General features: G+C 46.2%; 18 protein-coding genes and 1 tRNA gene. 5 read left to right on the top strand and 14 right to left on the bottom strand.

What is annotated here, in order from left to right:
• Positions 1-58 precede the first annotated feature (58 nt).
• Positions 59-3,343 (bottom strand): hypothetical protein, encoded by a 3,285-nt coding sequence (locus J7K41_03775; protein MCD6549795.1) that lies wholly within the window; start codon positions 3,341-3,343, stop codon positions 59-61.
• 390 nt (positions 3,344-3,733) lie between these two features.
• Here J7K41_03775 and J7K41_03770 point away from each other — a divergent pair, with 390 nt between their 5' ends.
• Entirely contained in the window at positions 3,734-5,491 is a 1,758-nt protein-coding gene (locus J7K41_03770) for a ribonucleoside triphosphate reductase (protein ID MCD6549794.1), read from the top strand.
• Complete coding sequence (locus tag J7K41_03765) at positions 5,478-6,182, top strand: anaerobic ribonucleoside-triphosphate reductase activating protein (protein ID MCD6549793.1); 705 nt, start codon at positions 5,478-5,480, stop codon at positions 6,180-6,182. Before J7K41_03770 ends, J7K41_03765 begins: the two co-directional genes overlap by 14 nt.
• A 23-nt stretch (positions 6,183-6,205) precedes the next feature.
• Here J7K41_03765 and J7K41_03760 read toward each other — a convergent pair whose 3' ends face one another.
• Positions 6,206-7,465 (bottom strand): MBL fold metallo-hydrolase, encoded by a 1,260-nt coding sequence (locus tag J7K41_03760; protein MCD6549792.1) that lies wholly within the window; start codon positions 7,463-7,465, stop codon positions 6,206-6,208.
• 166 nt (positions 7,466-7,631) lie between these two features.
• Between J7K41_03760 and J7K41_03755 the strand changes: the two genes are divergently transcribed.
• Positions 7,632-8,264, top strand: coding sequence for an HAD family hydrolase (locus tag J7K41_03755; GenBank protein ID MCD6549791.1), 633 nt, complete (start codon positions 7,632-7,634; stop codon positions 8,262-8,264).
• Here J7K41_03755 and J7K41_03750 read toward each other — a convergent pair.
• Complete coding sequence (locus tag J7K41_03750) at positions 8,257-9,072, bottom strand: hypothetical protein (protein ID MCD6549790.1); 816 nt, start codon at positions 9,070-9,072, stop codon at positions 8,257-8,259. The genes J7K41_03755 and J7K41_03750 overlap by 8 nt on opposite strands.
• 114 nt (positions 9,073-9,186) lie before the next feature.
• On the opposite strand from J7K41_03750, the gene infB reads away from it, so the two are divergent.
• Complete coding sequence (infB, locus tag J7K41_03745) at positions 9,187-10,956, top strand: translation initiation factor IF-2 (GenBank protein MCD6549789.1); 1,770 nt, start codon at positions 9,187-9,189, stop codon at positions 10,954-10,956.
• Between the two features lie 2 nt (positions 10,957-10,958).
• On the top strand, positions 10,959-11,636 hold the full coding sequence (locus J7K41_03740; protein MCD6549788.1) for a phosphodiester glycosidase family protein: 678 nt from the start codon (positions 10,959-10,961) through the stop codon (positions 11,634-11,636).
• On the opposite strand, the gene J7K41_03735 is transcribed toward J7K41_03740, so the two are convergent.
• From J7K41_03735 to J7K41_03685, 11 genes are all read right to left on the bottom strand, one after another.
• Positions 11,615-12,313 carry a hypothetical protein gene (locus J7K41_03735; protein MCD6549787.1) on the bottom strand — a complete coding sequence of 233 codons (699 nt, stop codon included), beginning with the start codon at positions 12,311-12,313 and terminating at the stop codon, positions 11,615-11,617. The two genes, J7K41_03740 and J7K41_03735, sit on opposite strands and share 22 nt — an antisense overlap.
• A gap of 53 nt (positions 12,314-12,366) precedes the next feature.
• Positions 12,367-13,809, bottom strand: a complete 1,443-nt coding sequence (locus J7K41_03730) for an RtcB family protein (protein MCD6549786.1) — start codon at positions 13,807-13,809, stop codon at positions 12,367-12,369.
• A 14-nt stretch (positions 13,810-13,823) separates the two neighbouring features.
• Positions 13,824-13,920: transfer RNA gene (locus J7K41_03725), tRNA-Ser, on the bottom strand.
• An 84-nt stretch (positions 13,921-14,004) separates the two neighbouring features.
• Complete coding sequence (locus tag J7K41_03720) at positions 14,005-14,736, bottom strand: proteasome assembly chaperone family protein (protein ID MCD6549785.1); 732 nt, start codon at positions 14,734-14,736, stop codon at positions 14,005-14,007.
• 185 nt (positions 14,737-14,921) lie between these two features.
• Positions 14,922-16,658 carry a type II secretion system F family protein gene (locus tag J7K41_03715; protein MCD6549784.1) on the bottom strand — a complete coding sequence of 579 codons (1,737 nt, stop codon included), beginning with the start codon at positions 16,656-16,658 and terminating at the stop codon, positions 14,922-14,924.
• Between the two features lie 31 nt (positions 16,659-16,689).
• Entirely contained in the window at positions 16,690-18,171 is a 1,482-nt protein-coding gene (locus J7K41_03710; GenBank protein ID MCD6549783.1) for a CpaF family protein, read from the bottom strand.
• 29 nt (positions 18,172-18,200) lie between these two features.
• Positions 18,201-18,515 carry a DUF192 domain-containing protein gene (locus tag J7K41_03705; protein ID MCD6549782.1) on the bottom strand — a complete coding sequence of 105 codons (315 nt, stop codon included), beginning with the start codon at positions 18,513-18,515 and terminating at the stop codon, positions 18,201-18,203.
• Between the two features lie 22 nt (positions 18,516-18,537).
• On the bottom strand, positions 18,538-19,230 hold the full coding sequence (gene uppS, locus J7K41_03700; protein MCD6549781.1) for a di-trans,poly-cis-decaprenylcistransferase: 693 nt from the start codon (positions 19,228-19,230) through the stop codon (positions 18,538-18,540).
• 36 nt (positions 19,231-19,266) lie between these two features.
• Positions 19,267-20,337, bottom strand: a complete 1,071-nt coding sequence (locus J7K41_03695; GenBank protein MCD6549780.1) for an NAD(P)/FAD-dependent oxidoreductase — start codon at positions 20,335-20,337, stop codon at positions 19,267-19,269.
• A 30-nt stretch (positions 20,338-20,367) separates the two neighbouring features.
• Positions 20,368-21,036 (bottom strand): PHP domain-containing protein, encoded by a 669-nt coding sequence (locus J7K41_03690; GenBank protein ID MCD6549779.1) that lies wholly within the window; start codon positions 21,034-21,036, stop codon positions 20,368-20,370.
• Between the two features lie 17 nt (positions 21,037-21,053).
• Entirely contained in the window at positions 21,054-23,705 is a 2,652-nt protein-coding gene (locus tag J7K41_03685) for a hypothetical protein (protein ID MCD6549778.1), read from the bottom strand.
• Positions 23,706-23,852: the final 147 nt, after the last annotated feature.

Raw genomic sequence — 23,852 nt, 5'->3', positions numbered from 1 at the left:
CTTCATATACGTCTATATCAGAAAACATCGGTTGCTGAGCCGCTGAGACAGGACATTCTCAATCCTGCCAGATCTTCAGATGTCTGACCGACCCGGGTGGTACACCGTAATTTGCATTCCTCCAAAGAGTTACACCTAAGAGAGGATCTGTATGTGTTCGCGTTCTACAAGGAGTTGTTCCGTCTCCTGAACAATGCGGGTCGTCGTAATCATAGAGTCCTATTACTGTGTTGTGAAAGGTTACAGTAACGATATCGAACTCAGCTGCGGAACTTGAAGAACGTTTAACGAAATATATATCTCGTCCTAAGGATGTATCTCCACCGTACGGTTCTAAATAGATGTCCATCACAAAATCGTTCAGATCGCATTCCCCGGGTAGAACGTCCTCCATCCTTACTGTGTAGTGTGTGTACCTACCGGACGGAACACCAGGTGGTGTTGGATCACCTGGATAGATCTCCTCTTGGGTTACCAGGAAGTAGTTCGGGTTATGTTCAAATGAATGGAGGAAAGTCATGTCATGCCAGTATATCGCCACCTCCACGTTCAGAGGGAAATATTTAGTAGTCTCTATACCTTCAAAACCGGGTTCTGGAACACAACCACAGTCCTCTGGACATGTGTGTATATCTTCTCCATACTCGGGCTCGCAGATGTCGTCACCACAATGAGTACCGCAGTAATCACCAGTAGGACTTTCTATGCAGACGGTTCCATCCGGACATGGCACGGTTGAGTAATAGAACCCATCCGGACCGCAGTTCGCTTCCTGAATTGTATGATCATCCACACATGTGTCATAATAGTATCCTGTAGTGTCTGCTGCAGAAGAACCCTCTAACAGCTCGTTTGGTGAATTATGGTTGTAGAGATCGTCGTAATCTGTGCAGCCTTCAGGAGGTTCTTCCGGCTCCTCCGTGCAATATCCGCGACCATAAGAATCTTCCATACAAGTACAGTGCACGAAAACGCTCATAGGTATATCGTCATCATTACAGTAGGATTCAAACAGACCTGTGTGGTCCAAATTACAGTAATCATCCATATCGCCAGATTCGGTTGTTACATAACTGGGTGTGAAGTAATCGAGACCTGAATCGTGATCCTCGCATGTATGCTCGCATGATCCTTCAAAACAACCCTCAACACAAGGGACTGTTGTAGACTGTATTGTATTATTGTAACAGTAGTACTCTATAAGTGATCCATCTGGCACGCATCTGTCAGTATGCATACTAAAAACATCTCCAGTTTCGCTCTGAAGATATGTAGAGGCAGTTATGTATGAATTAATACCATGGTCTTCGTCCACACATTCATAATCACAAAAATCTAGACAATCGGAGAACCTACCCCCGAGAGTAGACAGATAACCTAAATCACAATCTGGATAATGAACAAAATAAACGCCTCCTCCAAAAATCGGGTAGGAACTTGGTACTGGCAGAAGACCATCACCCGTTTCACTTGTATGAGATCCTATGCTGCTTACCGGTGTAGAAGGATCTAATTCATAAAGTGTAGGATGGTCAGACCCAAGGCAGTTTGCAAGTTCGCCTACAGTTATTCTGTCCGAAGGTCTATCTAAATACGGAATAAACAGGGGGATCCAAACACCTTCGTCACTACAATTCAAAGTAATATTAAGGAAAGAGGTGTAAGAGTAATCTCTACACAACCAACTGTTACCACAAATAGTTAGCACATGCGTTCTTGAATCAGCATTGCCTATAATATACGCTCCTCTTCCATCTAAGGAAGTGACAGGGGACGTGCCCCAACCCCAAGGAGAATGTGTAATCTGATAGACATTGATATACGATGGGAGAGAACTTGTAGATAGTGGAAGGGAAGATCCAACAGAATAACTGTCAAACCAAATTCCACTTGCAGTTGTTATTGGAATATAGATAATGTTGGTTCCTGGTTCAAGTCGATATGAAGTTGCATGTACGCACACAGGTGGCCATTCGGGTCTTGGTCGCGCGTGAGATAAGATAAGTGTAGTTTCAGGACCGTCGTATTCAACCATGTAACCATGCCCAGGATGTAACACATCTACTGTTGAATATGTTCTATTCCGATATTCGTAAACCAACAGTTTACCTTTAACCTGAGACTGAAGGGTTGATACTGATAGGTCATCAGGAACTCCGATGTACGATCGTCCTTTAGAGATGGTTAGTTTGATATCGGTCGGTTTACCGCAGAGGGTTAGGTTCTGTCTCACCTTAGAGTAATACCAATACCCCATACCGGGAACCATCACCTTAACAGGAAGATATTTACCGTTAGAATAAGAATAGACAACTCCCGAAGGATGGAGTTTTGTATCTTGATAGGGCGAAGAGATGAGGTTCCATCCTTTATCTACTGAGATGTTAAGACAACTTTCATTTTCCGATTCGTTCCCAAAATACTCGGTGGGGATACAGGTTGTGTTGAGATAGGCTAACAGTTGACTCACAAGGGTAGAATTTCCAGTCACCTGGTAGGCTAAGGAGGCTGGACCTATCGCCCAACAATCGTCAAACCACCAGTCTGGAGATACAGAATAACCGCGAGAGATTAGATAGTTATACCCTTCAACACACCAACAACATTCATCCTCAGTATAATTATGGATGGGTGTGAACGGTTCATCTGAGAACTCGGGAGGTATGGTTATACTTCGGTTCTCACAGATGATCAAGGTTGTTGTCCGGTTAACACAGGGGTAGGATGTTGAGTTGATACAGAAGTACGGAGAACTCTCTGAGTTATAGAAGAAGTACCCGTTTCCACCTTCTAAGTTGGAAGGGGTGTAATAACTGTGTGTACTACTATCATAACCGAAATAGAAACCAGGTCCCGGGGAACTCAATCCCCATGGAGCACCTATCATACTCCAACCGGTTGTGAGGTTATAACAACAGACGCACTGTGGGTTGATACACATATCTACATCTTGGTCATCTGTTGAGAAGACCCAGTATCCGTAACACAGAATCAAACGAGAAGTAATCCTATAAGACCGAGACCACGGGTCGTAGTAGTAAGCACCGAAGACAGTCGGTGGGAACATGCTGGTGAACTGATTACCAGTGGGGTCCCATCCCGGTATAGAGATGAGGTTCCATCCCCTATTCAGATGAAGGGTGAAGGGTTGGTATGGAGGAGAACAGTTGATCAACATGAGTTTAGAGTTACCAGCAGTAAGTTCCTCAACCTTGAACGTGGAAAAGTCCGGAGTGGGAGGTGCTTTCGAACTCGAGACGACAGGAAGGTCAGCCATAATCCCTTTGCCTACGATCAAACCAACAAACATGGCCAAGATTAGAAGAACTACCTTCTTATCCATCTGATCACCAAAATTAGAAACCAGAGAAATTTTAAAAATGTGTGTGTTCGTAGAACATGCTGAACAGAGTTCAGCAAGATTGTAACAAACATGCTGGGTAGGGCTGCTCATCAGATGATCTCTTATTCTAGCATCTGACAATGTTCGGAGTAAGGGTTTGAAAATGCGGCAGGATATGTCGCGAGCATTTGGTCCTTTCAATGTTTATGGGCATGATTTATGGATAAATTTTTGGAGATATGTGCAGAAGGATAAAGGAAAGTGTAGTGAGAGTAGGTAGACAGTTCGGCGGAAAACCTAATTCTCCCACGGTTAATCCGGATCTATTCAAATCACAAAAACGCACATCTTCGATAGTTTTAAAATTCTTGACATCTTTCATTCCTCTGTATGACTGATGTTGATGCATGGGTTGAGGGTTATCTCAATAAAACCTCTTGGATAGTTCGGGAGAACAGTAATGTTGCGTACTCTTTCAGCGGACTTTTCCTCAGGATGGGGGGTAACGTAATAGAGAAATACGTATTGGATAGGGTGTATCCTAAAAGGATATCAAAGGCGCATATAAACGGTAACCTGCATATCCACAACCTACCCTTTGGCCTTGTAGGATACTGTGCAGGATGGTCTTTAAGACAACTCCTTATGGAAGGGTTCAACGGTGTAGAGGGTAGGGTCGAATCCGCTCCTGCAAAACATTTCGATACCGCATTGATGCAATCTGTTAACTTCTTGGGTACGTTACAGAACGAATGGGCGGGTGCGATGGCGTTCAACTCTGTAGACACGTTCCTCGCCCCGTTCATCGCAAAAGACAGGTTGAGTTACAAGCGGGTTAAACAGGATATCCAGAAATTCATATTCAATCTGAACGTTACATCACGTTGGGGCGGTCAAACCCTGTTCACAAATGTAACACTTGACATCATACCTCCTCACGACCTCAAACAAGAACCGGTCATCGTAGGCGGCAAAACACAGAAAGACACATACCAAGATTTTCAGGATGAGATAGACATGTTCAACCGAGCGTTTCTGGAGGTAATGCTCGAAGGCGACATGCGCGGTAGACCGTTCTCTTTCCCCATTCCCACGTACAACATAACTAAAGAGTTCGATTGGAATTCGGACATCGCGGACCTAATATTCAAAGTAACAGCCAAATACGGCCTTCCGTATTTCTCAAACTTTGTGAACAGTGATATGGACCCCAGCGACATTAGAAGTATGTGTTGTCACCTTAGACTCGACCTCCGAGAGTTAAGACGAAACGTAACCGGTGGATTGTTCGGTTCTGGTGAAATGACCGGTTCTGTAGGCGTTGTAACGATCAACATGCCACGGTTGGGTTATCTGTCAAGAGACGAATCGGAATTCTTCGATAGACTGGACGAACTGTTGGAGATAGCCAAAGATTCCCTTGAGATAAAAAGAAAACTGGTCCAAAAGAACATGGATAACGGCCTGATACCGTACTCGAAGAGATATCTCGGAACCCTGAAGTTCCATTTTTCTACCATCGGATTGGTAGGTATGAACGAGGCATGTTTGAACCTTTTCGGCGAAGACATATCTACTAAGCATGGCAAACGGTTTGCTGAGAAGGTACTGAAATACATAAGGAGAAGGTTGAGTGATTTTCAGGAAGAGACGGGCAACCTGTACAACCTGGAAGCTACGCCTGCCGAAGGGTCCTCTTACCGTCTGGCACTCATCGATAAGAAGAAGTATCCTAAGATCATCACTGCAAGCGAGAAAGTGCCGCGGTACACCAATTCTACTTGGTTACCTGTCGACAAAACCGATGACGTGATATATGCAATGCGTCACCAGGAATCCTTACAGACCTTGTATACCGGAGGAACCGTCTTCCATGCCTTTATCGGTGAACGATGCGACCCAGACAGTTGTAAAGCATTTGTTAAAAAGGTCATGTTTAACACAAGACTTCCCTACATAACCATCACACCCACCTATTCTGTATGCCCAAAACACGGTTATTTTGCTGGTGAACAGCATGAATGTCCGATATGCCACGGTAGAACTGAGGTATACAGCAGGGTAGTCGGATACTTCAAACCAGTATCCAACTGGAATCCGGGTAAACAACAGGAGTTCAAGGAGAGGAAGACGTATGATGTGGTTTAGGGGGTTCAAAAAACTGTCGCTGGTAGATTATCCTGGCAAGGTTGCAAGCATAGCGTTCACCGGGGGATGCGACTTCAGATGTCCCTGGTGCTATGTCAGAGACCTGGTGTTCAATTCTCCTGCTCTACCGAAAATCTCCGAAACAAAAGTCCTGAACTATATGCGGAAACACAGGGATTGGATAGACGGTTTAGTCGTGTCGGGCGGTGAACCCACGATACATAGGGAACTACCCGATTTTCTAGAAAAGGTGAAGAAGGAGGGGTTTTCTGTTGCCTTGGAAACGAACGGTAGTAACCCGGACATGCTGGAACATCTCATAGGACACCGCCTTATCGATTACGTAGAGATGGATGTGAAAGGATACAATACCGAACTGTACAAGAGGGCTACTGGTGTCGATGTGGACATCAAAGATATCAAAAGAAGTATCAGACTTATTAAAAGGGGTATGAAGGAATACGCGTTCAGAACAACGGTCGTACCTACGATTCACAGACCTGTTGATGTAGTGCGTATTGCAAAGATGATAAGAGGTGCTAAAAGATACTATATCCAACAGTTCAAACACAGCGATTCGTTGATCGACCCATCGTTTAACAAGATCCCTCCGTACAGTAGAAAAGTGTTGGAAGGTATCGCAACCCGTTGCAAAAAGTTTGTCAGGGACGTCAGGCTCAGAAACGTGTGAGTACCGATTCGCAATACCTAGGTTTAGATTTCAAAAGTATCGTTGATTTTAGGTGCAACCGCATCAAAACCTTCCAATGCAAGTTCATCGGCAAAATCCACCGCATTGTCTTCATCACCGTGCATAACAAACACTTTCTCTGGGTTTACACCGCGTACGAATTCGAAGAGTTCGCTACGACCCGCATGCGCAGAAAAATCGTAGTATTCGACCGGAAGGTCAACCCGTGCTTCTGTACCGTCCTCCATGAAGAACACGCCTTTATTCTGGAGATACCACCCGTTCGTTCCTTCAACACAGTATCCTACAAATATAACCTTTGATTTAGGATTGAGACGAAGAATGTAGTAGAGTGCAGGACCGCCTGACAACATCCCTGCTGTCGAAACGATAACACAGGGTTCGTCCAACACACGGGCACGCATCCGCGAACTTGTAACCGGTGTAGCGGATTCGATCCTGCGTTTGAACGTCTTAAAATCCTTTATATACTCGGGATACCTCATCATAATCTTAGTGGCTTTCTTAGACATCCCATCCATGTATATGGGTAGTCTGTTTTTTCTATCGTATTTCCGTAAGACGCTTATTATTTCATGTTGTCTGTCTACAGCAAACGCAGGTATGAGAACATGACCACCTGATTCGTAGGTAGAACGCACATCTTCATAAAAAGCCTTCTCAAGGTCTTTGCGAGGCGGATGGTCCCTGTTTGCATACGTTGATTCTATGATCAGTATATCTATGGAATCCCTGTCCGGCGGATAGTCGGGTTTGCTGTGAAGTTCCGTCTCACGCCAACTAAAATCGCCGGTGTAAAGGATACGATGGTTTTTGTATTCCACATCTATCATCGCAGCGCCAGTAATATGCCCAGCATACCTAAGGGTAAATGTCGTATCACCACGGTAGAAGGTTTCATCAAAATTTATGGGTTGGAAATGACGGAGAGATTTCTTAAAACTTGACAGCTTGTACGGTAATTCCTCCATCAGTTTGATCGAGTCCTCCAACAAAAGTTCTATGAGCGCTTTGGAAGGGGGAGTGCCTAAAATCCGCGGTTTTCCGGTATCGAAAAGTGCCGGGATAAAACCAGAATGATCAAGATGAGCATGCGATATCACTGCCAACTCGACAGGGTCACCGAAAGGTTCGGGGAATATGTTTTCACCTTCCCCGTGTTCCACTTTTACACCGTAATCTAAAAGAAACCGTATGTCTGTCTCCACCAGAACCGCGCTTCTTCCGACCTGACGCGCACCACCTAAAAACTTAAACTTCATAATCATCACTTCCAAAAAATTTCAAAACTCTCTAGGTTACATCCATAACAAATATGCTCCCTCCAAAAACCGTTTGAAAATTTATCTTTTATCTACACACACAACATTTATAAAAGGTTTACTCGTGTTAAGCTCACAAAACAATCTTCTATTGCCGGTGGGTCAGATGATCAAATCGATACTGTTCGATATGGACGGTGTACTGATTAACTCCGAACCTGCATGGATAAAGGTACACGAACATCTGTTCAAAAAATACGGGTTGGTATGGAACACTGATGAGTACGACAATCACATCCGAGGTAAACCGTTGAAGGACATATTGAAGTACCTGTATAAAAAGGGGTTACCGGAGCGGTTGGGGCAACGGTTCAAAAGGGAGAGGGGTTTACTCTATCTCAAAAACGATCCGAAACTGTTCCCAACCGTTATAACAACGCTCAGAAAACTCAAAAAATCGTATCTGTTGGGATTGGTCACATCCACGGACAGATGGCTGACCGAACGTCTGCTCAAAAGAAAAAGACTTCGACAGTTCTTCGAAGTAGTGGTAACCGGAGATGAGATATTGAGAGGTAAACCGGACCCGTGGCCCTACATGTACGCAATGACGATCATGGAAACGTTACCCGAGGAAACGGTTATCGTTGAAGACAGCATCATAGGAGTAAAATCCGCCGTGAGGTCTGGTGCGTTTGTCGTTGCCGTCACCAACACATTTTCTAAAGACGAATTACCTGGTGCGGATGCCTACATTGCACAACTGTCGGACATAGAACATGTTCTGGAATCTATGTGACCCTATCAGCGGTCTGAAACAACTCTTTAACCTCGTAAAGGGGCGAAAAGAAGAATACGAATGATTCGTAAGATTCTTCCGTCTCGATGAACGGACGGTATGAAGAAACAAGGACTTCTGCTTTGTTATCGAACCGTCTGGCTACCCAAAACGTGCCGTTCACTGTCAAATTATACTCTTTGATTTCGACCCTGTGAGGAGGTGGGAGATGGGCTGATAAGTCGATAGGGAAGGAAGGATGGATGAAAAACGTCACGGAAAATTTTCTCCCAAGATTATTCGAATGAGTTGTGCAGATGTTCAACCATTCCAAGAAGGTTTTAAACTCACCAAAGGAGAACCGTTCATCCGACCTCTGGTAATAAGAAGGGAGATAAACATGAGCCGTGTACCCGTGGTCCGCCCATCGCATAAGTATCCTATCCATCTCGTACCGGATACGCGACCTCTTGAAATGTCCGGGAAGATAACTGAAATGCCGGGCCGTTATGATGAGCGGATAGATCGGATACATGCCGTCCAAACCGATGAGAGATTGCACATCCGTCGGAACCACGAACACCTTCATAGGCAATATATCCCTTCTTCCGTCGATCTCCACCCTTATGTTGTAGGATTTGAACGGTTTCAGAGGATACGGGTCGTCTGCCAGTCGTTCAGCGAGTTTTTTCTCTAACAAAGGCGCCGGAACCTTTGCTATCCGTAGTGGGTGAGAATGTCCCTGCTTCTCAACGGAAACGAAATACTTTGGAAAATATTCTTCGGACCTCTCAACCCTCTTTCCACCGGTTGAGCGATAACTCGGCATGTTATATATGATGATAAGATATGTTTTTAAATCTGCCGTAACAATGTCTCATAAAGCATCCGTCTCATAAAAACATCCTAAGGATTTTAAATGTGGAGGTGGAATCATTAGAACATGTTGAGACAACCTATCATCTCGATGCTCGCGCATGTTGACCATGGCAAAACGTCGATACTCGATAAGATCAGACAGACGGTAGTCGCCCAGAAAGAGGCGGGTGCCATAACGCAGCATGTCTCCGCAAGCGAGGTTCCAATCGAAGTTGTTAAAAAGATATGCAGGAAGATCATCGAAAGGTACCGTATCGAACTGAAGATTCCCGGGTTATTGTTCATAGACCTGCCCGGTCACGAAGCCTTCACATCGTTGAGAGAAAGGTCCGGAGCATTGGCCGACCTCGGTGTTCTTGTCATAGATGTAATGCAAGGGATACAGAATCAAACGGTAGAATCGATCAACATACTTAAACAACACAGGGTACCTTTCGTCGTAGCGGCCAACAAGATAGACCTGATAGAAGGATGGGTACCGCAGGATACCTACTCTTTCACGGAATCCTTCAACAGACAGAACGAAAGAACGAAACGCCTTCTCGATGAACGGTTGTATGAGATAATAGGCAGGCTCGCAGAATACGGGTTCAATGCAGAACGGTTTGATAGGATCACCGACCCTACAAAACAGGTTATGGTATTTCCGTTATCCGCAAAAACCGGTGAAGGGTTAGCGGAATTCCTACTGTACATTGCCGGTTTGAGCCAGAAGTATCTCGAGGAAAACCTCAAATTAGAGGTTTCTGGACCTGCAAAAGGGTCCATTCTAGAAGTCAAAGAGGACAGATGGTTGGGAACAACTGTCGATGCGATCATCTACGACGGCACGTTAAGAAAAGGGGACACAATAATGGTAGTTACACTGACGGGTACAAAAAAGGTCAAGGTGCGCGGGTTGTTCAAACCCGTGCTTCCCGGACAGGCTAAAGGAGATAAACGATTTATAAATATAGATAAAGCCGTAGCGGCTGCAGGGGTCAAGATACTTGCCGCCGACATAGAAGATGTTGTTCCCGGGTCACCTTTCAGCGGGGTCGATGAAGGGGTCGATGAAAAGGAACTGAGCAAAAAACTGTATTCAACCGTCAACAACGTTTTGGTCAAATCGGAAAAGGAAGGAGTGATCATAAAAGCGGACACGTTAGGGTCTGCTGAAGCATTACTCAAACTCTTCAACAATGAAAATATACCTGTAAGGTCTGTGGACATCGGTAAGGTTACGAAAAAGGATGTGATAGAAGCAGAAAGTGTTAGGGATAAGGACAAGTATTTGGGTGTTGTGGTCGCGTTCAACGTAGGAGTCACTGAAGATGCCCGCGAAACTGCGAAGAAGGAGGAGATCCCGATCATAGAGAGTAATGTTGTTTACGACCTCGTGGACAGGTATAAGATATGGGTCAAAGAAGAAAAAGAGAGAGAAAAGAGGATGTTGGAAGCGAACATCCAATGGCCGGCCAAGATAAAGGTTCTATCGGGTTGCTGTTTCAGAGTTTCAAAACCTGCAGTGTTCGGAATAGAGGTCATAGGAGGGAAGATAAAACCTGGGTATACGTTGATGACCGAGGACGGTAAAATAATAGGTAAGATAAAAGGGATACAATCCGAAGGTAACAGTATCCAGGAGGCAGTAGGAGGTATGCAGGTTGCTATCTCGATGGATGACGTTGTGTTCGGAAAGGATGTGACCGAAGATTCGACCCTCTACTCGTATATACCGTTAAACCAGATCCGTATACTGACAGAACGGTTCGGAACAGAACTCAATGAAAGGGAAAAGGATATACTCAAAGAAGTCAACAGAATCCTTCTGAAACTTAAACTTCAGGTGTGAACATGAGAATGGATGAACATCCTGACGGTACGGTGATCATAACACATATCGATCCGTTACAGTTAAAACTGTTCAATTTTCTACCAAAAGGCGGATATGTGATAAAGGAAGCAAAACTAAGAGGGTTAAGATTGGGTTTTAACGGAGGGTTCTTCCATTATTCGAAAACCAAAGGGTTTACCGTGGAGGGCCGTGTCATATATCGCGGAAAAGTAGTTTTCAGTAGACCGTTGCCAACGAACTGGGCATACCTGTTATGCGTTTACAAGAACGGTGTCCTATCATTAACCAAATTCAACCTTTACTTCGCCAAATCCGTACGCGATGTCCATATGTGCATAGAAGCAGGGCCTAGATTGGTAGCAAACGGGTCGGTTGTCAGCGGTTTGGACGACAGAATAAAAGCCTCTAGGCTTGCCCTAGGTTGGGATAAGAAAGGGTTGATGATGGTGGGATTCGTCAGGGATAAGGTCACGTTGAGAGAGTTTGCAGTACGTATGAAGAACGCGGGCGGAGTGTTCGTGCTCAATCTCGACGGTGGGGGGTCTGCATCGTTGTACTATAACGAAAACGGAGTCGAAAGAAGGTTCACGGGTGTGCCTACGCACCCGTACGACGTAATAAAATACGCTTACTCCGAATACGGAAGACTTGTACCCTACATGATAGGTGTTGAATAAACAGGAACCGTATACTCGGAGATGTCTACCTGAACTATGTTGTTCTCCACTCTCTTTTTATGTACGGAAACACGATAGATGTCACCCTGTCGTTCAACGATGATCTTGATAGGTACGGAACTCGTACCGGTGATACCGTTCTCTTCCAGATTGAACACATCATCGAAATACCTCCACACATCGACGGTTCGGTAGACGAATTTCTTGCCTTCAAACACCACTTTTAAATCGCGCCGGTCCAGAAGTATTTCAACGGGTCCGCCGCGTTCAAGGGCTCTAACAACGCGACCTGCAGAAAGTTGGAAGCGTTTACGTTCGATAACGGATTGTATATGGTTTCGAAGGACCGTATACGCCGTTTCCTTACGTACTACCGGACGGTTGTACATGTGTTCAACAAAATACATCGACCTGATGACCTTCTTTAGATGTTCAGTATCATTCGACCGTCTTGCTTTCAGATACTCTGAAGATAGACGGGCAAGTTCTTCGTCAAGTAAAAGGTTGTTCACAGACGTGCTCGCAACAGAAAGTTCTGTACTCAACCGTTCCAACTCGGAGAAAACGGAACGTTCTATCTTCTTAAGCGCATCGATACTTCTAACGCGGTCAACCTTGGCCGCCAACCTGTTTACCTCATCAAACTTGGTTTTCAGTTCGGTAGGTACTATGACCATGGTTTAAAAAAGAAACAAAAAGTTTAAAGCATGATAGGTTAATCTCTCTGGATTTACCCCTTTACAACACCTATCGGGACCATCTTCGCCACGATGTCGCTGATCCCAGCCTTGGCAACACTTTTCACAATAAGGTCGATGTCTTTGTAAGCCTGCGGTGCTTCCTCAGATATAACCCTTCTGTCCGCCGCGATCAGCGTTATCCCTTTCTTTGACAACGATTCCTTGACTGTAGACCACGGATAACTGCGAACCGCTGCGTGACGGGACATAACGCGGCCTGCGCCGTGACACGTCGAACCGAAAGAAGTTCTCATACCCTCCTCTTTACCAACAAGAACGTACGATGCGGTTCCCATGCTCCCCGGTATCAGGACGGGTTGACCGATATCTCTGTAAGCCATCGGTAACTCGGGTCTGCCTGCTGCAAACGCGCGTGTCGCACCCTTCCTGTGAACTACGAGTTGCATACGTTTACCGTCAACATCGTGCTCTTCGAACTTGGCGATGTTATGGGCTACATCGTAAACCAGGTTCATCTCATCGCTCGTTCCTCTGCCGAACACATGGTCGAACGTTTCTCTGACCCAATGCATGATGATATGACGGTTGGTAAAGGCATAATTGACCGCACATTTCATAGCTTTGATGTAGTTCTCCGCTTCCCTGCTCTTAATAGGTGCAGCACACAACTCTTTGTCAGGGAGTCTGATACCGTATTTCTCGGATGCGCGGAGCATCACACGTATGTAATCGTCGCACACCTGATGACCGAACCCTCTGGAACCGCAATGGATCATAACAACAACCTGACCCTCGGATAAACCGAACCGTTCTGCTATCTCAGGTATGAAGACGTCCGAAACCTTCTGAACTTCAAGAAAATGGTTCCCGGCACCGAGCGTTCCGAACTGCGGTAACCCGCGTTTTATAGCACGGTCCGAAACCGCTGAAGGGTCTGCACCTTCCATTCTACCGTTCTCTTCGCAATGTTCCGCATCTTCAGGTCTACCGTAACCCTGTTCGATCGCCCATTCAACACCTCCGACCAACGCCTCCTCCAACTCTTGTCGCGATAACCTCAACTTGCCCTTGGACCCTACACCGCTCGGCACGTTTTTGAATAATTCACGGATTAACAGTCCGATCTTAGGTTTCACGTCATCGTACGTCAACGGAGTTGTGACAAGTCTGACACCGCAGTTTATATCGTAACCTACACCTCCCGGTGAGATGATCCCTTCATCGGCATCGAACGCTGCTACCCCGCCTATGGGAAATCCGTATCCCTCGTGACCGTCGGGCATGACGAGAGCGTGCTTAACGATCCCCGGCATCGATGCAACGTTCCTGATCTGCCAAAAAGTGCGGTCACGTCTCATCTGTTCGAGAAGCGGTTTAACCGCGATTATCCGAACGGGCACGCGCATGTCACCGGTCCTATCCATTTCCCAAACCGCTTCCGAGACCTCTCTAAACTTTATCTCTTCCTCCATAAACATCACCTTTACGCCGGGGGAGGGATTTGAACCCCCAAGCCCTTACGGGCACACGATATCCTGACCTGTTCTCAAGTCGTGCGCGTTACCTGGTTCCGCCACCCCGGCAAGATGTATTTAATTTTGATTAAACCGTTTAAAAAATTAATGAAGGATGTAGGTCATAGGAAGTTCCGGCAGGGATTAAAAAAGTTATCCGTACATAGAGGACACTTCCTGCATATGTTTGTACTTCTCCTTTATGGCCGCGCTTTTTGCGATGATCTCCTTCATCTTGCTCTCTATCAGTTTCGCCTCTTTTTCGAGTTCGACAAGGTCCACCTTCAGGTCCAACACCTTGTTGAGAACGTCTAACACCATGGCAGCACCGCGCGGGTCGGCGTACTCGGCATGGGCCTCTGCAAGCAGAGAGGTTGTGGGTAACCTGGAAAACACGCTCTCGGCCAACAGTATCGCGGTTACACCGGTTGTAGCGCCTTCCTTGATCAGTTCTACATCGTTATCGAGCAGTTTTTTAGCCAAAACCTGATCAGTAGTTATCCCGTAGATGGTGTCCTGTTCACCTTTAATGGTAATACTACCTAGAGAGATTATCCGGGAAACCTTCATCTTCTTACCGAATTCCAGTAGCGCCTCTGCAAACTCAGGAACCAGGTCCATAGGTATGACAAACTCGGACAACAGAACAATAAGGTTGTGTTTTGTCGAATAGTACAACCTGACAGGGTACATCGGTGTAAAATTATGTATGGCAATTATCGGCGGGAACTGCGGGCTCTTCACAAACCCGAGGAGTTTCATATCCAGTTTTTCGACCAGATAACTCGCCGCAATCGTACCTACCAATCCTAACCCCGGCAAACCCTCTATCAGCACAGGATTCTTCAATCTGGGACGTTTCACGAGATGGAATTCGATTGTCATGATATCCCTAGGAGAATAAGGTTTAAAAATCTCTCGCTTCTTTTTGCTGCTGCGAATTCCTTTTCCCACTCCATACCCTCTTGTACTTCTACAGTCTGGTGCTTATCAACATAAAAATGTTCCAGCGTAGTGGAATATTTTTAAATTTTGTTCCAGTGAAAACGTGTCTCCGCAAAGGCATGGAATCACATGAACTTCAGGTTCATGCTTATGTTGAACAGGATCAAAGCGGTTATGCTCATGAACAGAAAATAGATGAGTGCCTTACGCGTTTCGCCTTCCTGTGAAGCGATAAGATAACCCGTAATGGCTGCGTAGATCACGAGGTAGAACTGGATCGCCTTCTGACTGGTCTCAAGGATCATTGACGGGTCAACGTTTTTACCGAAGTACGTGGAAATCGAGGAGATATCCAGACCGCCGGTTACCTGAAGCACTATTCCCAGTATCATCGGAACGAGCACTGCACCGCCAAGTAACATCGTATACTTCTGAAGGGCGAGAGCCGCCTTACGCTCGCGGATCAATGCGAACAGAGAAAACATGTCCTCGGCGGTTTCTCTGAGGGCGTGGTACATATTACCTCCAACCTGGTAACCGTAGATCAACAGGTTAACCGCACGTTCGAGAAGAAGCGAATTATTCCTCTCCGCGATGTCCGATAACGCATCTTCCACTGATGTGCCTGCCGTTATCTGACGCGAGGCAAGTGCAAACTCTTCTGATAAAGGACCGTAATCATGTTTAGATATCTCTTTAATGATACGTTCCGTGCTCATACCCTTCTGCAAGGAAGCCGCCTGAAACAACGCATCGGGTAACATCTGTTCCATCTTGGCGGTGCGCTGGTCAACCAGATACGTCAGATAGAAGAATACCAGGACCGGAAAGACAAAGGGAAAGAAAGAGTAGATGAGAAGCTGCGGAAACATGTAGTAGGCGAGTAAAACCGAGACAAGACCTGCTGCTATCGACACGCCCGTTACCGCTATCATAATCTGCCTGAACGTGTAACGTATCCCTTTCCTATCCAACATGTCCTCTATCAAAGCGATCTCTTTGTTGAGGTCTGTTATACGTATGTTTGTTGAATACGGTGTCCTGGATTTTATAACGTAGATCACTATGCCATCGAGCATCGGGAAGAGGAGGAGATAGGCTAACCAGATGTGAACGGGCGTAATGTCTATGGGCATCATCAGACCGCCTACGACAGCAAAGATCGTGAAGAAGGCTGGTATCAGTGATGAAACTGCTATGAAAATCAAACCCATCATGGCCATCTGCGATTCGAACTCTTTCACCTTTGCGAATTGGATGTCTATCAACTCGTTGGCGATCCGTTTTATATCATCGCCACGACCACCTCTCTCATAGGTGATGATGAGTTGGTTGACGGCACGTTTCAAGATCGGTGAATCGATACGGTTCGTCAGGTCGGTTAACGCTTTCGGGATACTGGCTCCGCCTTTGATCTCTTTAACGGCACGTTTGAATTCGTAGGAGATGTTGTATTTCGACTCGGCGATGTGTTCCAACGCCTTCTCAAAAGGCATTTTGATATCGAGTTGCACGCCGATCGCGCGAAGCGCGAGCGGCAGGTCGGCCTCCATGATCTCGGCACGTTTCTTGCGCTCAAAATAAGCTGACATCTTGATAAGCATGAACATGAATGCAAAGGAGATGAGGAATACTGCAAACGTCATAGGTATGTTGGAGGTAACGATGTAATACATCAGAGCAAAATATAGACCGAGGATCAGACCCATTGCAAAAGCAAAATTGATCAGTTCTTCAGGTGTGACATCGAAATCTGCCATGATGATGTCTTCCTCGAGTTTTGACAAGGTCTTCTCGGAAAACCATCTGTAGAACGGAAGGTTACCGAATTTCGGCGCGTATTTCTCTACAAAACTTTTCATGTCATCTACCCAAACCTATAAACTGCATGGTCTATCTTTTTCTTTTCGACCTTCTCCTACCGAGTTTGCCGGATTTGCCGTAAGCAAACTTCTGTATCTCTTCAACCGACCTTGCGAAGTCCCAACCCTTATCGATGTTCGATTTGAGAAATTCGGTACGACGTCTTAACTCTTCTTTAAGTTCTGCTTTGGTTAACCCCATTACGCGGCGAACCCGTTCGATCAAAAAGGAGTTCGAATAATTGGGAGTCCACCTGTCCTTTTCGAAATCGTACTTGAACAGAGGTTTAGTTTTCATGAGGGAAGATTTATCCACTTCAGCGATCTCGATGATCCGACGGATCTCTTTACTCTCCCTTGTTTTGACATCGTACTTAACCATCCGCCGTTGTATGATGATCAGGTCGATGGACTGTAAATCGAACTCCAACACCCCTAATGAATGCATCCTTCTCAACGCTTCGACAGAAGATTGAGCATGGAACGTGGCGTAACTACCCCTTGCCTGACCGCTAAGTATGGTATCTATAAGTCCGTTAACTTCCTCAGCGGTACGCACCTCACCGACGATCACCCGATCAGGACGCATACGAAGACTGTCCGCTACCAACGAAGAGATGGTCACACCCAGATCTTCGTTTGCAACCAGGTTGACCTTATGTTTATGCGGGATGTTTATCTCAGGAGTTTCCTCTGTGATGAGGATCCGTTCCCAAAGCGGAACAAATGAGAACAATGCGTTAAGGGTCGTTGTTTTACCGGATGCTGTGTTACCTGCAACAATCACCGAAAGGTCCGACTGCATCAGTAACCAGATGACACTCAACGCTTCGGGACTTACCGTATGAAACCTCAGAAGGTCGAACACTGTGAACGGGTTCTCCCTGAACTTACGTATGGTGATCTCGACTTTTGAAATAGGGGGGATGGATGCATGAAGACGTGAACCGTCCGGTAATATAGCGTTCAACCTGGGCGATTGATAGGTAATCCTTCTTCCCAATTGTCTGGACATCTTGTTGATCAGATCGATCGCGTATTCGACGGTTGTAAGGTATCCGTTTGTCTGTTGCCAGCCTTTGTTGCGTACGTACACATAAACAGGTTTGTTTATCCCTATAACACCGATCTCTTCGATGTTCGGGTCTTTCAACAACTGGTCGAAAAAGGCGAACCCGTAAACATGAGAGGTGGCGATGTCAACAAGATACTCCTCCTGATCCTCATCGAGTACTATCTGGTTCTCAACACAGTATTCTTCAAGCAATTCTCTGATCTTCTCACGTGTTTCTTCTTCGCTCTCAAACTCTTCGTATTTGGCAAGCTCTTTAAACAGGTCTGCAACCGCCAGCACTACCTCTTCCTCTTCGGAAGTTAATACCGGGAGGTTGATCGGATAATCGACCTTCTCGTCCTTGACGCACCATCCCAAAGCCATCCTCAACGCCCCATCGGAAATGTTCTTACGCAATTTTAATACAAACTTTACATCAACATTTTTAAATTTATCCAACACTCCCACCGACGTTGCAATTGTGAATTCTACCTCGTCTTTATAACTATCCTATCACCGACACGTAGCGAAGGTCTATGATGCGAAACCTCCAACAGGTAACTGGAGGGTCTGGTAGGTCTCACGTACGAGAAAGGTTTGACATCTCTGAAGATTTCTACAACACGAAAGTTTCTGTCCAGATACACTGCGTCGAAAGGGTAGAATACGAACCATGAATGGATCGGACATATTTTATCTTCGTTAAACACAAACAGTATGTTGACCCTCTTCCGTCTGAACATCAGGCCCCTGACCTGTGATAAAAGGGTTCCGGCAACCTCGTCAACGACCACTTCTACCATGTAACAGACCTCAAGAGAAAAGTCATCTTCCGAACCGTCTCTCCCTTGCGGCATAGGACCTGATCGCACGCACAAAATCCTGTTTAGTGAAATCCGGCCACAACTTTTTAGTAAACCAAAACTCGCTGTAGACCGTCTGCCAAGGCATGAAACCGCTCGTTCGCAGTTCACCGGATGTGCGGATCACCAGGTCCGGGTCAGGAAGGTCTGACGTGTAAAGGTACGATGAAAACGTCTTCTCATCAACAACCCTGAGCCTCCCGCGTTTGACATCGCTTATTATTCTGTTGACCGCATCTATGATTTCCTGTCTGCCGCCGTATCCGAGGAACAGGTTCAGACAGTATCTGCCGCGCGCGGATTCGTTCTCCAAAGCCATCATCTTACCGCGCATACCCTTAGGGAACCTATCCAACCTGCCGTAGAATTTGATACGCACGTCCTGACCGACAACCTCCTCTAATGCCTTGTCAAGGTATTCATCAAAGAGTTTTATCAACCCGATAACCTCATCCCTGGGCCTGTTAAAGTTCTCGGATGAGAAACCCCACATCGTCAGATATTTTATCCCGTACTCTTTACACCAATTCATCACGTTCCTTATCTTCTCTATACCCCGCCTGTGACCTTCAAGTATGGGTAAACCGTGCCGACGCGCCCATCTCCTGTTACCGTCAGGGATGATCACAACATGTTTCGGAACGTTTCCCGAAATCCTTCCATCTTTACGTCGCACGTTACCTCACCACCCTCAGAACAGAACGCTGACCATGTTACGCGCCGTGTTTGTCACGGATTCTGTGTCGAACTGTTCAATAAACGGTCGGAAAAGATTATTAAAGTTCGCCCCTGCCCTGATGGAGAGACGGTTTATCAAAGAATGGGTTTGCTTTACCATGCCCATCAACCAGAGTTCTCTCCCATACTTGCGGTCCCACAACCTCTGGTAATCTGTCGGGTTGGGAAAAGCAGAGGATAAAACGAGGGCTGCGCGTGATGCATAATAGACGCCTCCGCCTGTCAACGGTTTGGTCTGGCCGGCCGCGTCGCCGATCAGGAACACCGGACCGATATCGGTCCAGGCACCGATCCGGCGACGCGGCTCCCTCGGTATAACCCAATCCCCTATCCTGTAAACTTTTCGGTTTACCGTCCCGTGACTGCTCATAAACATCGATACCGTACGGTTGAAAAGGAGGTCAACCGAAGCTCTGTCTTCAACCATGACACCCAATTCCACATCCTCGCATCTCGGGATCCACCAACCCATCCCGTTGTTGAAAAAGATCACAGTAACGTCCTCCTCGGTAACATAATCCATGTATCCCTGTCTTGTAAAATAGAATCGGATGTTTGGGAAACCGAACAATCCGGCAACTGCGGATACAGGTCCGTCCGCACCTATGATCGCCGTTCTGCGACCGTGACCGCGACTTCTCTGTGCCAACGATGACAAAACCCGTCTGTTAAACGTTCTTAAAACTATCCTTACACCTTTCTCCATCGCCCTGTCTGCGCACAACCTATCAAATCTGCTACGGTCCACAAGTATCAGAGGGTTCCTGGCAAGTCGGACCTCTACAGAACCGGGGCCGAACGCATCGATGAACCTGAACCTATCAACAACCTTAATGATAGAACGGTTTACGTTTATCCCGTAGTCCTGTCTTATCCGATCGATAGCATGATAAGAGATCAGACCAGAACATATCGGGTCTTCTCCCGGTTCATCACGAGACCAGACGGTCACATCATGGTTCTCCGACAGTAAGATGGCTGTAAACAGACCTGCCGGACCGCTGCCAACCACCGTTACATCCATCCTCCCACCAAAGAGATAATCAGTTACCGCTTAGGTTTTTTCTGGAGGTTTTCTGGATAGAAGAGATTTAAGATTGCGAATAAAGGAAACCGTCTTTGTCAAACCATGAACCATTACAGTAGTCTTTGAAGTGTGAAACCCCGGATGGTCGGATAACGCTCTGATAAAATTCTCCGGCGAAACAATCGCATCATCTACAACGGTTAGGTAGGATGTGCCTATCTCAAACCGAAAATGAGCATCGCTTCCCACGCCTTTCAACAGGTTGAACCGTTCCGCAACGGACAGTGCCTGATCGTTAAACCTCTGTAATAGGCACCTGGAATTAAACACCTCTACGATATCGCATCGGGCAATCCTCTCTTCATCGCACACGCATTTGCGAAACCTGTCAAAAGGATGCGGGCAATAGACCAGTCCCCCCTGCTCACGGATCCTGTCAACCGTCTCATTAAACCCCAGACCCTTAGGTATACATTCGTTCAAAAATAGACCTATCACTTCGCCTTCACCGGTATCGATCTCCTCACCAGGGATAAAAGGTATCCCTTTCATCCGGACATGTTCCCATGCATCGGTTGTGTTATGGTCGGTCACTGCAACAACGATCCCGGTTTCCATATAAACATCCACCAGGTCATCGACGGTTATCAACGCATCTTTGGAATACCTGGTATGAACGTGCATATCTATCTTCATAACCGATCACTTCCCCTTTATTTAAGGAGTTTATAGATCTTGACGTTACCGTTATCGTAAACCTTCTCGAACCCGTCCAAACGGTCCAGTACAAACGCTTTGTAAACGTTCGAATCGTAGAAATGTGTCTGGTTGACCGGTCGGTCCCCCCAACTGTATCTGGTCTTGCCGTCAGGATATGTTATAGTGTCATAGGTGTACAGAACGTTGGCTATGGCAACAGGGTTGCCCTGAAGGTCGTAACCCATGTCAACAATCATCGGAATGCCGCCGTGCGGTATAAGGTTGCCGTCGTCATCGCGCCTGTCTATCTTGTACATGTACACGTTCGACCCGTTCACCGATAAACAGTATTTCTCATCGGACAACTGAACACGGTAGGAAGGTCCTTTGTCGGTCATAACACGAACATAACCGCCGTAGTATCCGATAACGCCTTCCTCACCTGTCGAAAGCGAGATAGTGCACTTTTCAAGGTCTGATGGGTGGAGCGGGAAGTAGATCGTCTCCCATAGGTTATGTTGTTCGCATGAGGACTGACCCGGCAGATGGGTTACGTCCGTCTTGTTTGCCCAATCGCAACCGAGATAGTTGAGTGCACCGAACTTGCCACCGAACCCTCGCCCGCTCATTATTATCTCTGAATCGAACAGTGCATAATCCGAATAATAATCGTGCATCGTATTGATAAGGTCTTGTTCGGTGCCGTGGAGATATGCGTACGCCACGCGACCTATCATCTCCAAAGAGGAATGTTCGTTCCTAAGTACAGTGTTCCTGTCACCGAAATAGTTTATCCAATGACCGTAATCCCACCACGACGTTATCCTTGCGTCTTTAGGGGTGTTCTTGGATATCCAATCCATGGTATCGATCCAGTAATCCGCTATCTTGGAACATCTGTAGGAGATTCCGATCTGTTCAGAAGGTGTTAGGTTGCGTTTACCGAGCAGAACATCGGTCGGAACCAAAGAATACATGCACAACTGTTGATTGAATTGATCGTTAATGTCATGGATGTAGACCTCCGGATACCTAGCCTGACAGAACAATGTGTTGTTGGTCAATGTACACAACTGATTGAATTTGGGCGCGACCGAATCCGGCGCGTCCTGATACCTCGGTGTGAACGAAACGGTCATTATCGAATATGCAGAAACAGTCCACTTCGCAGGTATGAATAAGAGAATGACAAACACGGCCATGACAACCGCAAACCCTAATTCAACATTCTTCTCAGACCCTTCCTTAGCAAAACGTTTGACCCAACGTTCAAACAGGTACAGAGTCATAACCATGGCAAGCACGGTAACAATGGACAGGTAGATCTCGTATTTCGCCTTGTTCAGACCGACGTAAGCGACCGGGAGAACTAACGATGCCAACAGTAAAACCTCAAGAAGTTTGTGTTCCCTATCTCTGAACGCGAGGTAAAGTTGATAGAACAGTTCTACGGCTGCAAAGAATATGAAGAAGAGAACGAACGAGTTGGCTTTCGTGGATGTGGCGAGGAGCGGTTCGTTGAATAGGATACGAAGGACCGGGTCGACGATCGCCTGTATCGCAAAGTCGGTTATGATCGAAGGGATGACTGTAATGATACCTAAAGGAGTGATCGGTCGAGCCGGTTGCCCCTGAACCGTAGGTATCCCGCCCAGGTCTGCACCCAATATACCGAGATATCCTTCGAACGATGCACCTGCCGGCGCCTGTTCCTGAATAGTACGCCATAACGCAGACGGATATGTAGCCTGTGCAACCATACGACCTATATAAGCCCTTAGAAACGGACCTGTCACTGGTAGAAAGAAGAGCAGTATGCCTAAAACGAACACGCCTCCGACTACCCAAACCTTATCCCTGTCACGGACCTGTTTAACCTTTGTCAAACCATAGAACAAACCCAAAGGAAGAAAAGATAATGCACCGACAAGGAACGGGAAGGATTTGAAGGTGTTGAGGATTCCGTTAAGCCCTGCTCTGTACATTGCGTCTAATAAAACCAAAGCGGTCATAGACACGAACAGGTAAACGTAATTGCGCAGATAATCAAACAACCTGTCCTCCTTTCTCAAATACAGATAGGCACTGTACAATGTGAAGAATATGAACATCACTACAAGAGGGAGTTGATAAGCAGTTGCACAGAGAACCTGTCCGCCCAAAATCAAACCCGATACTGCATAGTACCATCTGTTCCGTGTTTTCAAAGCACGGATGAAGAATGCGAAGAACATGAATATGAAGAATAAGGACATCGGTTGAAGCTCGAACACGCCCGCTGCCATCTTCATAAGTGTGGACGGAAGCAATGCTAACAATGCCGCTGCGAACAAGCCGTACCTGTAATCGTAAATCTCTTTAACGAAGAGGAACGCCATGAACACCATCAAAGCCGTTACTATCGGTGGATACATGCTCGCAACGGCAGTCAGTACGTACTTGTCAAAGTGTTGAGAATAAAGATAATACCAATGTCCGAGCATGAAATGATACAGAGAACTTCCCCTGTGCGATGTCTGAACCAAAGGATACCAAGCAGTGTTATCGACCATCGGTTTATAACCCAATGTTAAAAGCTGTTTAGTACCGTAAACATAGAAGTAAGGGTCTAACTCCTGGTAAACAGGGCTCCATGCCTGGAACCGTAAAAACCAGGCCAACAACATGATGAAGAAAATCCAGAGAGAAGGCGATTTCAAAACCGAAAGTAAAGATGTCTTATCCGGCTTAATGATGAGTTTCTTGGTCTTTTCTTTGTCGAAGTAACCTGTGCGCCAACACAAAAATAATCCTATAACAGAAACGAGGAGAAT

This window comes from Candidatus Micrarchaeota archaeon, assembly GCA_021163225.1.
Classification (GTDB): domain Archaea; phylum Micrarchaeota; class Micrarchaeia; order Anstonellales; family JAGGXE01; genus JAGGXE01.
The sequence above is the reverse complement of the archived record's forward strand: the minus strand, read 5'-3'. Positions and strand labels throughout refer to the sequence as shown.